Here is a 13,083-nt window from a genome sequence, read left to right as displayed (position 1 = left end):
AAGGGAGGCGCCGCTGGTCGTGTCGGGGATCAGGCGTCGGGCTCGAAATCCAGGCTCAGGCTGTTGACGCAGTAGCGCTGGCCGGTCTCGGTCGGCCCGTCGGGAAAGACGTGGCCGAGGTGGGAGCCGCACTGGCTGCAGGTGATCTCCACCCGCTTCATGCCGTGGCTGTTGTCCTCGGTGTAGGTCACCGTCCCCTCGATGGCCCGGTCGAACGAGGGCCAGCCGCAGCCCGCGTCAAACTTGGCTCCTGAGTGGAACAGCACCTGCTTGCAGCAGACGCAGTGGTAATCGCCGCTCTTGCGGTTGTGCAGCAGGGCACCGCTGTAGGGACGCTCGGTCCCTTTCTCCCAGCAGACGTGGAACTGCTCTGCACTCAGCTTGTCGCGCCACTGTTCAGGGTTGTTACTGCTCATTCCGGCTCCTCACCACTGATAACGGTGCCCAGCATACCCAGTCAGGGCGCCTGGCTCTACCCCGCCAGCGGGAACTGTGATCCCGTTGGCAACACGGCGACAACATCCGCTGCCACCACCCCTTCACTCGCCAGCACCGCCGCCGGCAGGGCGACCCGCTCCAGCAGCTTGAGGGAGTGGGCACGCCCCACCGCCACCTGCCGCTTGATGTCGTCCGGCAGGAAGGGCAGGCCGTCGTTGGTGGCGGTGTCGATGGTCTGGATCCACTCCATGCCCTCCCCCGGCGGCGGCAGGCGGAACTGGATGTCATAGTCGCTGGCGTTGAACAGCACGTACCAGCGCTCCCCGGTGCAGCCGATCATGCCGATGTCCATGGCAAACGCCTGCCCCATGGGGGCGTGCCAGTCCTGATCGGTGAGCTGATGGCCGTCCGGGTGATACCAGTTCACCTGGTGACAGCTGGTCGCCTTGCCGTTCCAGCCGTCGTCGCTCAGTTGCAGGTTGGAGAAGACCCCTGACTCCGCCCGCAGCGCCATCATCTGGCGGGTGAAGGCGAGCAGCCGCTCGTCCTCCGGGCGCAGTTGCCAGTTCACCCAGCTTATCTGGTTGTCCTGACAGTAGGCGTTGTTGTTGCCAAGCTGGCTGCGGCCCATCTCATCCCCGGCCAGAAAGTGGGGCGTCCCCTGTGACAGCAGCAGGGTGGCGATGAGGTTGCGCTTCTGCTGCTGGCGCAGGTTGTTGATGCGCGGGTCCAGGGTCGGCCCCTCCACCCCGTGGTTGCTGGAGAGGTTGTTGCCGTGGCCGTCCCGGTTGTCCTCGCCGTTGGCCTGGTTGTGGCGCTGGTTGTAGGAGACCAGGTCCTCGAGGGTGAAGCCGTCGTGATAGCAGAGGTAGTTGACGCTGGTGTGGGGGGAGCGCCAGTTCTTCGGGAAGAGATCCCGCGAGCCCACCAGACGGGTGGCAAAATCCCCCATCTTGCCCGCATCCCCGCGCCAGAAGGCGCGCACCGTGTCGCGGTAACGATCGTTGATCTCCAGCCACTGGCTCGGAAACTGGCCGAGACGATAGCCGAAGGGGCCGATGTCCCAGGGTTCGGCGATGAGCCTGACCCGCGCCAGCACGGGATCCGCCATCATGGCCTTGAAGAAGGCGCTCATGGGATCGAACTCCCCCGCTTCCCGCGCCAGGGTGACCGCCAGATCGAAGCGGAAACCGTCCACCTGCATCTCGGTGACCCAGTAGCGCAGGGCATCGAGCACCAGTCGCAGGGTATTGGGGTGATCCAGATTGACGCTGTTGCCGCAGCCGGTGACGTTGGCGTGGCGATGGTAATCCGGACCGTGGGCCCCCGACTCGAAGGCATAGTAGCCCGCGTTGTCAAATCCCTTGAGGGAGAGCATGGGGCCGTCGAAGCCCGACTCGGCGGTGTGGTTGTAGACCACGTCCAGGATCACCTCGAGCCCAGCCCGGTGCAGCTCGCGCACCATGGTCTTGAACTCGGTCACCGCATCCTTCGCCCCGTAGCGCGGTTCGGGCGCGAAGAAGGCGATGGGGTTGTAGCCCCAGTAGTTGGTGAGCCCCAGCTGCTCGAGCCTGGGCTCGGACATGAAGGCCGCCACCGGCATCAGCTGGACCGAGGTCACCCCCAGCCCCTGCAGATGCTCGATCATCAGCGGGTGGCTGATGCCCAGATAGGTGCCCTGCAACGCCTTGGGGATGCCGGGGTGCTGGCGGGTGAACCCCTTGACGTGGGTCTCGTAGAGCACGACCCGCTCCGGCGGGATGCCGGGCTTGCCGACCCCCTGCCAGTCGAAGGCATCGTCCACCACCACCGACTTGCCCACCATGGCCGCGCTGTCCCCCTCGTAAAGGGCATCGTCCCAGTGGGTAGGACGGCTCAGTGCCCGGGCATAGGGGTCTATCAGCAGCTTGTCCGGGTCGAACAGCAACCCCTCCTGGGGAGAGCCATGCACCCGGTAGCCATAGCGCTGACCAGCCTTGACCCCGCGCACGTGGCCGAACCAGTACTGGCCGCGCCGACCGGGCAAGGGGAGACGCGCCAGCTCCTGCTCCTCGTCGTCGAACAGGCAGAGCTCCACCTTGTCCGATTGGGGAGCCCAGACACAGAAGTGGCAGCCCGTCTCGTCCAGACGGGCGCCAAGCGGGTGATCTACCCCGTTTTCCATTTCAAACATCAGGACTCCTGTTTGATGAACAAGGTCGCGAGCGGCGGCAAGTCCAGCACCAGGCTGTGTGCCATCCCCTGCCAGGGGGTCGCCTCGGCGACGAAGACCAGACCCACATCATAGTTGCTGCCCCAGTAATGCTCGCTGTCGGTGTTGAGCACCACCCGATAGCGACCGGCAGCCGGCACCCCGAGACGGTAACCGATGCGCGGCACCGGGGTGAAGTTGCAGGCCACCACCAGCGGATGGGCCCCCAGCTTGTCGGCCCGCAGCCAGGCGAAGATGCTGTTGTCCGCGTCCTGATGATCCAGCCAGCGGAAACCGGCCTGTTCATAATCCGCCTGATACAAGGCAGGTTCATGACGATAGAGGTGGTTGAGATCCCGGATCAGCCGCTGCTGGCCGCCGTGCCTGGGGTACTGCAACAGGTGCCAGGGCAGCTGGGCATCATGATTCCACTCGTTGCTCTGGGCGATCTCGGTGCCCATGAAGTTGAGCTTCTTGCCGGGGTGGGCATACATGAAGCCCATGTAGGCGCGCAGGTTGGCGGCCTGCTGCCACTCGTCCCCCGGCATCTTGTAGAGCAGTGAGTGCTTGCCGTGGACCACCTCGTCATGGGAGAGGGACAGAATGAAGTTCTCGTCATAGTGGTACACCATGGAGAAGGTCATGTCGTTGTGGTGGTAGCGACGGTGAATGGGCTCTTTTTGCATGTAGCTGAGGGTGTCGTGCATCCATCCCATATTCCACTTGAAGCCAAACCCCAGGCCACCGAGGAAGGTGGGACGGGAGACCCCGGCAAAGGCGGTGGACTCCTCGGCGATGGTCATGGCGTGGGGGTACTTGCCGTACACCTCCTCGTTGGTCCACTTCAAGAGGCTGATCGCCTCGTAATTGTGGTTGCCGCCATCGACGTTGGGCACCCACTCACCGGCGTTGCGGGAGTAATCCAGATAGAGCATGGAGGCGACCGCATCCACCCGCAGGCCGTCGATGTGGAACTTGTCGAGCCAGAACAGGGCGCTGGCCACCAGGAACTGGCGCACGGTATCGCGACCGAAGTCATAGATGTAGGAGTTCCAGTCCGGGTGCCAGCCACGGCGCGGATCTTCGTACTCGTAGAGCGGCGTGCCGTCGAAGCGGGCCAGGCCGTGGGCATCGGACGGGAAGTGGGCGGGCACCCAATCCAGAATCACGCCGATCCCCGCCTGGTGGCACTGATCCACGAAGTATTTGAAATCGTCGGCCGTGCCGTAGCGGCTGGTGGGGGAGAACATGCCCACCGGCTGGTAGCCCCAGGAGCCGCTGAAGGGATGCTCGGAGACTGGCAGCAGCTCGATGTGGGTGTACTCCATCTCCTTGATGTAATCCACCAGTTCCACCGCCAGCTCGCGCCAGCTCAGGCTGTCGCCGTTGGAGTGGCGCTTCCAGGAACCCACGTGCAACTCGTAGATGGAAAGGGGCTGCTCGCGCTTGTCATTGAGCTGACTCTCGCGCCAGTCGGCGTCCTGCCACTGGTACTGGCCGTGGTCATAGACCACGGAGGCGAACGAGGGGTACTGCTCGCAGTAGAAGCCCACCGGGTCGCTCTTGTGGGGCAGGCGATTGCCCGCCGGGTCCTTGAGTTCGAACTTGTAGCGATCCCCGGCCTTGAGCCCCGGCACGAACAGCACCCAGTGGCCGCACTGGCTGCGCTGCATGGGGTGACGGCGGCCATCCCAGAAGTTGAAATCGCCGATGAGGCTCACCGCCGTGGCGCTCGGCGCGTAGACGGCAAAGCGTACCCCTTCCACCTGCTGGCCGAGGTGCGTCACGGTGCGCAACTGGGCGCCGAGGGTGTGGTAGAGGTTTTCCGGTTGCCAGGTGAGTTCCGCCAGCCCTTCCCAGGCGGCAGCCTGGAACTGATAGGGATCGATGATGTCGGCACTGGCGTCGGCGTAGGTCGCGATGAGCTGGTAGGGGAAGGGATTCTTGCGGCGGGTGAAAACAGTTTCAAAGAGGCCCGCTTCGTCAGCGGCGGTCAGGGTGGCAACTATCTTGCCTGACTTGAGATCCCTGACCCGGACCTCGAGTGCATCGGGCAACCAGGCGGTGAGTTTCAGGCCTGGCCCATCCGGATTGGCCAGCAGGCCTAGATGGGAGAAGGGATCGGCACAGCGGGCGGCAACCAAACGTTCAACGGGCATCGACATTTCCTTTGATGGCTGAACATCCGCTTCGGCCGAAGCCGAAGCGGATGAAAGTGAGTCACATGTTGGCGTTCAAAGCTCAACGGCTGGCCTCGTCACGGGCCCGGCTCATCTTGCCCGCCAGATTCTTGAGCGCCTCGTCGGCGAAGATATCCTCCAGATCCCGGGAGAGCTTGCGACGCCAGTTGGGGTACTCGTAGCTGGTACCCGGCACGTTGACCGGCTTGTCCATCTCCAGCCAGTCTTCGAGCTGGGTGCTGAACAGGGCACAGCTGCCGCGGGACATGTGCAGTTGCAGACCGTGGTTGAGCTCGGTATTCATGCCGACCCAGTTCACGTCTTGACTGATATTGCCAGAGATGACCCCATGAGCATGCAGGCTGTCAAGGATCCGCTGCTTGGCCTGGTGGCGATCAGCATACAGGGTCTTGAGTACGTCTTCATCCGGGTACAGGCCCAGTTCGCGTCCCAGCGCCAGATCGTCGCAGTGCCAGAAGCCTTTGAGGGTCGGCATGTCGTGGGTGGTCAGGGCGGACATCGCCTGCTCGGCGTAGTGCGCCGGGGAGATGAAGCCACCATCGTCCTTGGAACGCTCGAAGAAGAACACCTTGTAGGAGTGGACGCCGTTCTCTTTCAGGGTCACGTCGATCCCCTCCGGCACGGTCCCCAGATCCTCGCCGATCAGCAAGCACTGGTTGCGATGAGACTCGAGGGCCAGGATCCCCAGCAGATCGTTCACCGGATAATAGATGTAGGCCCCCTTGGCGGCGGACTCTCCGGGCGGCACCCACCACAGGCGCAGCAAGGCCATCACGTGGTCGATGCGCAGGGCGCCGCAGGAGCGCATGTTGGCACGGAACAGATCCACCATGGGCTGGTAGGCGGCCTCGAACAGCTGGTTCGGGTTCATGGGGGGCAGGCCCCAGTTCTGGCCGAGGGGGCCGAGGATGTCGGGCGGTGCACCGACCGAGGCTTTCGGGCAGTAGAGATCCCGGTTTGCCCAGATCTCGGTGGAACCTTCGGAGACGCCGACCGCCAGATCCCGGTAGATCCCCATCACCATGCCGGCGGCCTTGGCGCGGGCATCGGCCCGGGCCAGCTGCTCGTCAGCCAGGAACTGCAGATAGAGATAGAAGGCCACATCCTGCTGGTGCTCGGCCATCCAGGCCGCCACTTCGGGGTTGTGGTAATCGCGCAGCGCCTCGGGCCAGACCGGCCAGCCCCAGGCATTCTCGCCCTTGGCATAGAAGTGGGCCTGCAGGGCGTCAAACGCTGCCTGCTGTTGCAGGCTGTCACCGCCGGCAGCCACGAAGGCATCGAACGCAGCCTGACGCTCGGCGCTGAAGCTGGCCTGGTCGAACACCTGGCGCAGCATCCCGATCTTGGTCTGGATGACGCCGGTGTAATCCACGTTGTCCTTGACCCGCAGGGAGGTGAGGTGCTGCTGGAAGGCCGGGCTCGCCACCTCCGCTTTCAGGCGATCGTTGCCCAAGAATTCGGGCACCGCTTCCACATCGATATAGGCGACGTTGAGCCAGCGACGGGAAGAGGGGCTGTAGGGGCTGGCACTCTCCGGGTTCGCCGGATAGAGGGCGTGGATGGGATTGAGACCGACGAAGTGGGCTCCCCAGGCGGCGGCATTCTCAACCAGCTGGCCGAGATCGCTGAAATCGCCGATGCCCCAGTTGTGGCGGCTGCGCAGGCAGTAGAGCTGGACGCTCGGGCCCCACACCTTGCGACCATTGGCGATGGGCGCCTGCTTGTAGCAGGACTTGGGGGCGACGATGAGACGCATGGTGGCCAGCGGCTCGTCATTGCCCTCTTCCAGCAGGATGAGCTGGTGATAACCCAGCGCAGGCTGCACATCCAGGGTGACGCGATAGGCCTGGCACTCCATCTCCTCGAACTCGGCCACCCCGACCAGCTCACCCTCGATGGGGGTGAGTTGACCGGACAGCACTGCACCCTGCTCCTGCTGGAGCTGCCAGGTGAGGGCATCGTTGACGAATTCGATGGGGAGGCGAACCTCAAGAGTAACGGCGTCGCCGCTACGTACCACCATCACGGGATCCAGCGCGCGCAGCCAGTGCTGACGGTGCTCCTGCTCAAGCTGTTCGGACAGGGCGGCCTCGTCGTCGACGCGGTAGCCCATGGCGCCCAGCATGGCGGCCTTGCTCTCTTCCGATACCAGGGCCGGCTGGCCCCAGGCATCAACATACTCACTGGCAATGCCTTTGGCGGCAGCCAGCTGTTCAATCAGGGTGGTCATAGTTTGAGAATTCCCGCTGTGGATTCTGTCTACGCTATTTTGTGATTAATTTTTATGGTTGGTACTTGAACAGTGGCTCTTTGGCCATGCTAAACCGCGCACATTTTTACATATCTCCCCGGCTGGATGTGTGACCGGGCAGGCACTATTGTTGTTCTCTGCCACCGACTTTGCTGATGATGCATTCAACAAAAGTTGGTAGCCAGTTACATAAACCGAAAATAAATTTCACAGTTTTTCATGATATAGCGCAATTTCGCGCAGATTGTTGGTTGACTCGCGAGGGAGTTCTAGTAAATTTACAAACGGAATTTTCTTTGACTACTGAACAGTTAGGTAACCAATTATGACTATCAAAGTAGGTATTAACGGTTTTGGCCGTATCGGTCGTTTCGTTTTCCGTCTGGCCGCTGAGCGTGCTGACATCGAAGTGGTTGGTATCAACGACCTGATCGACGTTGACTACATGGCTTACATGCTGAAGTACGACTCCACTCACGGTCGCTTCAAGGGCACTGTTGAAGTCAAAGACGGCAACCTGATCGTCAACGGCAAAACCGTACGTGTTACCGCTGAACGTGACCCGGCCAACCTGAAATGGGGCGAAATCGGTGTTGACGTTGTTGCCGAAGCAACCGGTCTGTTCCTGACCGACGAAACCGCTCGCAAGCACATCGCTGCCGGTGCCAAGAAAGTCGTACTGACCGGTCCGTCCAAAGACGCTACCCCGATGTTCGTCATGGGCGTCAACCAGGATTCCTACGCTGGCCAGGACATCGTTTCCAACGCTTCCTGCACCACCAACTGCCTGGCCCCCATCGCCAAGGTTCTGAACGATACCTTCGGTATCGAATCCGGCCTGATGACCACCGTTCACGCTACCACTGCTACCCAGAAGACCGTTGATGGTCCGTCTGCCAAAGACTGGCGCGGTGGCCGCGGTGCGGCTCAGAACATCATCCCGTCCTCTACCGGTGCTGCCAAGGCTGTTGGCGTGGTCATCCCGGAACTGAACGGCAAGCTGACCGGCATGGCCTTCCGCGTTCCGACTCCGGACGTGTCCGTTGTTGACCTGACCGTCAACCTGAAGAAAGAAGCGTCCTACGCTGAAATCTGCCAGGCCATGAAGGCTGCCTCCGAAGGCGCCATGAAGGGCGTGCTGGGCTACACCGAAGACGAAGTGGTTTCCACCGACTTCCTGGGTGAGCGTCAGACTTCCGTGTTCGATGCCAAGGCTGGTATCCAGCTGAACAAGACCTTCGTGAAAGTCGTCTCCTGGTACGACAACGAAATGGGCTACTCCAGCAAGGTTCTGGACCTGATCGCTCACATCTCCAAGTAATTTGGGATGCGCAATCGCGTAGCTTGAAAAAAGGCGGCCAATGGCCGCCTTTTTGTATTCTGAATCACGGACCCTTTCTGAATGTCCCCGAGCACTGGAGCCTTTATGACACCGACACGTACGCTGACTGCCCACTGCACCCTGAGCCAGGATGGCCTGCCCCTGCTGACCATAGACAATGAGCACGCCAGGGCCGAGATAAGCCTGTTTGGCGCCCATGTGCTGCGGTACCAACGCCATGGTGAGCCGGCCTCTCTCTGGCTCAGCGACAAGGCGATACTGGATGGCAGCAAGCCCATTCGCGGCGGCATTCCCCTCTGCTGGCCCTGGTTCGGCCCCTCCTCCGCTCGCGTTGGCAGCGGCAAGCCGGCTCATGGCTTCGCACGCAACTGCCTGTGGACGCTGGATGGGGTCTCCGATCACGGGGATGGCACACTCGTCCACCTCTCCCTGCGTAACAACGATGCCAGCAGGACACTCTGGCCCCATGCCTTCGAGCTGGAGCTGGACGTACTGGTCGGCAAGGAGCTTTCCCTGGTGCTGACCACCCGCAACACCGGCAAGTCAGCGCTCACCTACAATGCCGCCCTGCACACCTACCTGCAGATCAGTGCGCCGGAAGCGGTGACCGTGACCGGCCTCGGCGAACCCTATCTGGACAAGCTGACCGGCCGAAACGAACTGCAACAGGGCGCGCTGACCGTCACCGCAGCCATGGATCGCATCTACCGCCAGCCCGATGCCATGGTCAGCGTGCAGGATGGTGAGCGCACCACCCGGGTGGTCAGCGGCAACCACGACAGCGTGGTGGTCTGGACCCCCTGGCAGGAAGGGGCCAGCGCCATGGCCGACATGAGTGACGACGGTTATCGCACCATGCTCTGTGTCGAGGCGGCCATCACCGCCGAGGACGGGATCACCGTCCCGCCCGACGAGGAGCACAGCTTCTCCACCGTCATCATCTGACGATACGGCTGACGGATAAATTAAAGAGGGCTCCCGCGGGAGCCCTCTTTGCATCTTGCCATCAGCGACGATCAGGCGTTGCCCTGGGTCTTGAGCTTGAGCTCGGCGGCGAAATCCAGCATGCGATCGAGCGGGACAAGCGCTTTGAGACGCAGTGCCTCATCCACATGGATCTCGTGACGCTCGGCACCATCGGTCAGGGCCTCCTTGATGGCCACCAGGCCGTTCATCGCCATCCAGGGGCAGTGGGCGCAGCTGCGGCAGGTGGCACCATCACCGCCGGTGGGCGCCTCCACCATCTCTTTCTCCGGGCAGGCCTGCTGCATCTTGTAGAAGATGCCGCGATCGGTCGCCACGATCAGTTTCTGCTGGGGCAGCTCTTTGGCGGCCTTGATGAGCTGGCTGGTGGAACCCACCGCATCCGCCAGCTCGATGACGGAGGCCGGGGACTCCGGGTGCACCAGCACGGCGGCATCCGGGTTCTGGGCCTTGAGCTCGCGCAGCGCCTTGGCCTTGAACTCGTCGTGCACGATGCAGTGACCCTGCCAGCGCAGCATCTCGGCCCCTGTATTCTTCTCGATATAGGCGCCGAGGTGTCTGTCCGGGCCCCAGATGATCTTGTGACCCTGACTGTCCAGATGTTCGACGATCTCCAGTGCAATACTGGAGGTGACCACCCAGTCGGCCCGTGCTTTCACCGCTGCCGAGGTATTGGCATAGACCACCACGATGTGATCGGGGTGCGCATCGCAGAAGGCGGAGAACTGGTCGATGGGACAACCCAGATCAAGAGAGCACTCGGCCTCCAGCGTCGGCATCAGCACCCGCTTGTGGGGGCTCAGGATCTTGGAGGTCTCTCCCATGAAGCGCACACCGGCCACGATCAGGGTCTGGGCTGCATGGTCGCGACCGAAGCGGGCCATCTCCAGGGAGTCACCCACGAAGCCACCGGTGGCTTCTGCCAGGGCCTGGATCTCGGGATCCGTGTAGTAATGGGCAACCAGCACGGCCTGGCGCGCCTGCAGCAGCACCTTGATCTCGGCGATCAGGGTCGCCTTCTGCTCGGGAGTCAGGGGCTGTGGTTTGGCCGGGAAGGGGTAGTCCATCTCGACTACCGGCGGAATACTGCTCAGTGCATTGCTCATTGCGACTGTTCCATCAACGCTCGGGAAGGCCAAAATTATAACCAGAAGCCGTGCACAAACCCATCAACAAATCCAGTACAGTACAACTGTCAGGACCCGCTCCGACCATATCGTTGTCATTCTTGCCAAAAGGAGTTGTCGAATGAAACAACGTTCGCTCAAGACCAAGTTGTTGTTGCTCACGCTGGGGCTTTTTCTCGCCAGTGGCGTCGCCATGACATGGATACAGTCCTCCTCGCTGAACGGCCTGCGCGATGACATCATGGCGCAGACCCGTGGCGCCCTGGAGCAGGAGGTTTCCCGTTCCCTGCAATTCCAGGCAGAGCGGTATGCCGTGCAGATCGAAGACCAGTTGCAGCAGGCCTATCAGATACCGCTCGGCATGGCGGCGCAGCTTGAAGGAAGCATGGCCCAGCCGGACCAGCGGCTGAGTCGCCCGCAAGTGGAGCTCCTGCTTGGCAGCCGCCTGCGCCAGGCAAACGGGATCAGCTCCATCTACGCCCAGTTCGAACCCAACGGTTACGACGGACAGGACGCCGACTGGCAGACGGGCGCCAGCCATTCGGTTGCCGGCAAGGGCAGTCTCGAGGTCTATTTCACCCGGGAACAGAACGGAAACATCGCGCAGCAGACCATAGATGCCGCCACCAGTGACGCCAAGTTCGACACCTCGCGCAATGAATTCGGCATTCGCAACAGCGAGTGGTATCTCTGCGGTCGCGAGACACGTCGCCCCTGCCTGATGGAACCCTACCTCTACGAGATAAGCCCTGGCCAGAAGATGCTGATGACCAGCCTGACGGTGCCCGTCCTCAAGGATGGCAAGTTTGCCGGGATCACCGGGGTCGACATGAACCTGCCCATCTTCCAGCAACTGGCCGAGCACCTTGGCAAGAGCCTCTATGACAACCAGGCCGAGGTCACCCTGGTCAGCAAGGCGGGCTTCATCGTCGGCAGCAACCGCCATTCGGACAAACTGGGGCGCCCCCTGACAGAGGCCGGACTGGTTGCCCCGAATGGACACACCGCCGATACCGACAGCGATTTCATCCTGCAGCAGCCCATACGGATCGAGGCTGCCGACAACCAGTGGTGGCTGATGATCAAGGTGCCCAAGGCCCTCGCCCTCAGCCAGGCCAACACCATCAGCCAGCAGCTCGGCAGCCTGTTGCAGGCGACCCAGCAGCAGCAGCTGGTTGCCATCGTTGTCATCACCCTGGTGGCCCTGGGCCTGCTTGTCTGGTTCATCCAGACCATCACGGCGCCCCTCTCCCTCATCAGCCGCCACGTCTCCCACCTCGCCAGCAATGAGGGCGACCTGACCCAGCAGATGCGTATCGACACCCACCAGGAGCTCATCGAGCTGGGCAGGCATCTCAATGCCTTCCTCGGCAAGCTGAGGGCCATGGTGCAGGGCAGCAAGCAGATTGGGCAACAGGTGCATCAGCAGGCCAGGGGCATGAAGCAGACGGCCGATGCCATGCGCAGCAGCCTGGATGATCAGAGCCTGGAGCTGGAGAGCGTGGTCAGCGCCATGCACGAGATGAGCACCACGGCAGTCAGCGTGGCGGGCTATGCGGAACAGGCGGCGCAGGAGTCTGAAGCGGCGACCCACCATGTCAGCACGGCCCAGCAGACCTTGAGCAGGGCCCGCAACGAGATCCATACCCTGGTCGAGGACATGCATCAGGCCGACAAGGCGGTCGCCCAGGTCGCCCAGCGCAGCACCAATATCAGCCATATTCTCGATGTGATCCGGGCCATTGCCGAACAGACCAACCTGCTGGCCCTCAACGCAGCCATCGAGGCGGCGCGGGCCGGCGACATGGGCAGGGGGTTTGCCGTCGTGGCGGACGAGGTGAGGGCGCTGGCCAACAAGACCCGCTCATCCACCGACGAGATAGGGCAGCTCATCGGCAGCCTGCAAACCGAGGTCACCAGCAGCCAGCAGTTGATGAGCACGGGGATCGCCCGCTCGGTGAGCACGGTTGAAGGCACGGAGCAGGCCTTCGAGGCACTCAATCAGGTGGTCACCCAGATCCAGCAGATCCATGATCACATCAGCCAGGTGGCGACCGCCGCCGAGCAGCAGAGTGCCGTGAGCGACACCATCAACCAGAACCTGATGCGCATCGGCGACGCCGCCACCACCCTGGGACAAGAGGCCAATGCCAGCCAGCGCCTGAGCGAGGCACTGGAACAGGCGGCCACCACCCTGGCAAGCGAGCTGGATCGACTGCGAACCTGATGGGAGACGGAAACGAAAAAGCCCGCATCGCTGCGGGCTTTTCAATATGGTGGTCGTTACTGGGCTCGAACCAGTGACCCCCTCCTTGTAAGGGAGGTGCTCTCCCAGCTGAGCTAAACGACCTGGGACAAGACTGAAATGATGGTGGGTCGTGCTGGATTCGAACCAGCGACCAATTGATTAAAAGTCAACTGCTCTACCGACTGAGCTAACGACCCATCGAAATCATTTTTTAAAGCATGGTGGTCGTTACTGGGCTCGAACCAGTGACCCCCTCCTTGTAAGGGAGGTGCTCTCCCAGCTGAGCTAAACGACCTGGGAT

At 62.2% G+C, this 13,083-nt stretch carries 8 protein-coding genes and 3 tRNA genes; 3 read left to right on the top strand and 8 right to left on the bottom strand.

All coding sequences use genetic code 11. From position 1 onward, the window contains the following. Nucleotides 1-29: 29 nt before the first annotated feature. The 4 genes from msrB to malQ all read right to left on the bottom strand — a co-directional run bounded on the left by msrB (nt 30) and on the right by malQ (nt 7,060). A complete protein-coding gene (gene msrB / locus AB5Y89_RS10440; RefSeq protein WP_010672886.1) occupies nt 30-416 on the bottom strand; it encodes a peptide-methionine (R)-S-oxide reductase MsrB in 387 nt (128 codons plus the stop codon). Between the two features lie 56 nt (nt 417-472). Further along, nucleotides 473-2,611 (bottom strand): glycogen debranching protein GlgX, encoded by a 2,139-nt coding sequence (gene glgX / locus AB5Y89_RS10435; protein ID WP_323944404.1) that lies wholly within the window; start codon nt 2,609-2,611, stop codon nt 473-475. Then, a complete protein-coding gene (gene glgB, locus AB5Y89_RS10430) occupies nt 2,611-4,788 on the bottom strand; it encodes a 1,4-alpha-glucan branching protein GlgB (protein ID WP_069652455.1) in 2,178 nt (725 codons plus the stop codon). Before glgB ends, glgX begins: the two co-directional genes overlap by 1 nt. A gap of 82 nt (nt 4,789-4,870) precedes the next feature. After that, the gene (gene malQ, locus AB5Y89_RS10425; protein ID WP_042883055.1) at nt 4,871-7,060 is read right to left on the bottom strand and encodes a 4-alpha-glucanotransferase; all 2,190 of its coding nucleotides are present in this window, start codon (nt 7,058-7,060) and stop codon (nt 4,871-4,873) included. Between the two features lie 346 nt (nt 7,061-7,406). On the opposite strand from malQ, the gene gap reads away from it, so the two are divergent. Beyond that, entirely contained in the window at nt 7,407-8,402 is a 996-nt protein-coding gene (gene gap / locus AB5Y89_RS10420; RefSeq protein WP_010672882.1) for a type I glyceraldehyde-3-phosphate dehydrogenase, read from the top strand. A 105-nt stretch (nt 8,403-8,507) separates the two neighbouring features. Continuing rightward, entirely contained in the window at nt 8,508-9,368 is an 861-nt protein-coding gene (locus AB5Y89_RS10415) for a D-hexose-6-phosphate mutarotase (RefSeq protein WP_368223718.1), read from the top strand. A gap of 71 nt (nt 9,369-9,439) precedes the next feature. Here the strand turns inward: AB5Y89_RS10415 and nadA are convergent, their stop codons facing one another. Then, nucleotides 9,440-10,513, bottom strand: a complete 1,074-nt coding sequence (gene nadA, locus AB5Y89_RS10410) for a quinolinate synthase NadA (protein WP_368223717.1) — start codon at nt 10,511-10,513, stop codon at nt 9,440-9,442. Between the two features lie 142 nt (nt 10,514-10,655). On the opposite strand from nadA, the gene AB5Y89_RS10405 reads away from it, so the two are divergent. Next, entirely contained in the window at nt 10,656-12,761 is a 2,106-nt protein-coding gene (locus AB5Y89_RS10405; protein WP_201970086.1) for a methyl-accepting chemotaxis protein, read from the top strand. A 47-nt stretch (nt 12,762-12,808) separates the two neighbouring features. Here AB5Y89_RS10405 and AB5Y89_RS10400 read toward each other — a convergent pair. The 3 genes from AB5Y89_RS10400 to AB5Y89_RS10390 form a co-directional block, all read right to left on the bottom strand. Continuing rightward, nucleotides 12,809-12,884, bottom strand: a tRNA-Val gene (locus AB5Y89_RS10400). A gap of 19 nt (nt 12,885-12,903) precedes the next feature. Further along, nucleotides 12,904-12,979, bottom strand: a tRNA-Lys gene (locus tag AB5Y89_RS10395). A gap of 22 nt (nt 12,980-13,001) precedes the next feature. Beyond that, a tRNA-Val gene (locus AB5Y89_RS10390) sits at nt 13,002-13,077 on the bottom strand. Nucleotides 13,078-13,083 lie beyond the last annotated feature (6 nt).

This window comes from Aeromonas sp. s4 (assembly GCF_040907855.1).
Classification (GTDB): Bacteria; Pseudomonadota; Gammaproteobacteria; order Enterobacterales; family Aeromonadaceae; genus Aeromonas; species Aeromonas caviae.
Note: the sequence above shows the minus strand (reverse complement) of the source record. Positions and strands in the feature narration are given on the sequence as shown.

What these genes read in the sequence shown, in the direction of transcription:
- msrB (WP_010672886.1), bottom strand. Translation starts at nt 416, where the DNA reads ATGAGCAGTAACAACCCTGAACAGTGGCGCGACAAGCTGAGTGCAGAG.
- malQ (WP_042883055.1), bottom strand. Translation starts at nt 7,060, where the DNA reads ATGACCACCCTGATTGAACAGCTGGCTGCCGCCAAAGGCATTGCCAGT.
- glgX (WP_323944404.1), bottom strand. Translation starts at nt 2,611, where the DNA reads ATGTTTGAAATGGAAAACGGGGTAGATCACCCGCTTGGCGCCCGTCTG.
- glgB (WP_069652455.1), bottom strand. Translation starts at nt 4,788, where the DNA reads ATGCCCGTTGAACGTTTGGTTGCCGCCCGCTGTGCCGATCCCTTCTCC.
- nadA (WP_368223717.1), bottom strand. Translation starts at nt 10,513, where the DNA reads ATGAGCAATGCACTGAGCAGTATTCCGCCGGTAGTCGAGATGGACTAC.
- gap (WP_010672882.1), top strand. Translation starts at nt 7,407, where the DNA reads ATGACTATCAAAGTAGGTATTAACGGTTTTGGCCGTATCGGTCGTTTC.
- AB5Y89_RS10415 (WP_368223718.1), top strand. Translation starts at nt 8,508, where the DNA reads ATGACACCGACACGTACGCTGACTGCCCACTGCACCCTGAGCCAGGAT.
- AB5Y89_RS10405 (WP_201970086.1), top strand. Translation starts at nt 10,656, where the DNA reads ATGAAACAACGTTCGCTCAAGACCAAGTTGTTGTTGCTCACGCTGGGG.